1 protein-coding gene is annotated in these 403 nt (G+C 47.4%); it reads left to right on the forward strand.

Annotation, left to right across the window (positions count from 1 at the left end):
• The coding region (brxA, locus tag BAE31_RS11165) for a bacilliredoxin BrxA (RefSeq protein WP_076840467.1) at positions 1-360 on the forward strand (360 nt) is incomplete at its 5' end.
• Positions 361-403: the final 43 nt, after the last annotated feature.

The following is a 403-nucleotide window of genomic DNA, read 5'->3' on the forward strand; positions in this document are numbered from 1 at the left end:
GAAGAATTAACAACGGCAGAAGAAGTGGAGAATTTTATGGAAAAGGCAGAGGGCACAACTCTCGTAGTCGTTAACTCTGTTTGCGGCTGTGCGGCCGGTCTTGCGCGTCCTGCGGCAACTCAGGCAGTCCTGCAGAACGACAAAACACCTGACAATACGGTGACAGTATTTGCGGGCCAAGATAAAGAAGCCACTGCAAAAATGCGGGAGTATTTTACAGGCCAGGAGCCTTCTTCACCGTCAATGGCTCTTTTGAAAGGCACAGAAGTCGTGCATTTTATTCCGCGCCATGAGATTGAAGGGCACGAAATGGAAGAAATCATGAAAAACTTAACTGACGCCTTTGATGCACACTGCTAAATGCCCGTTTTCCGGGCATTTTCTTTTGGAGTATAGATCATGA

Origin of the sequence: Bacillus sp. I-2, assembly GCF_001974945.1 — a bacterium.
GTDB classification, from domain to species: domain Bacteria; phylum Bacillota; class Bacilli; order Bacillales; family Bacillaceae; genus Bacillus; species Bacillus safensis.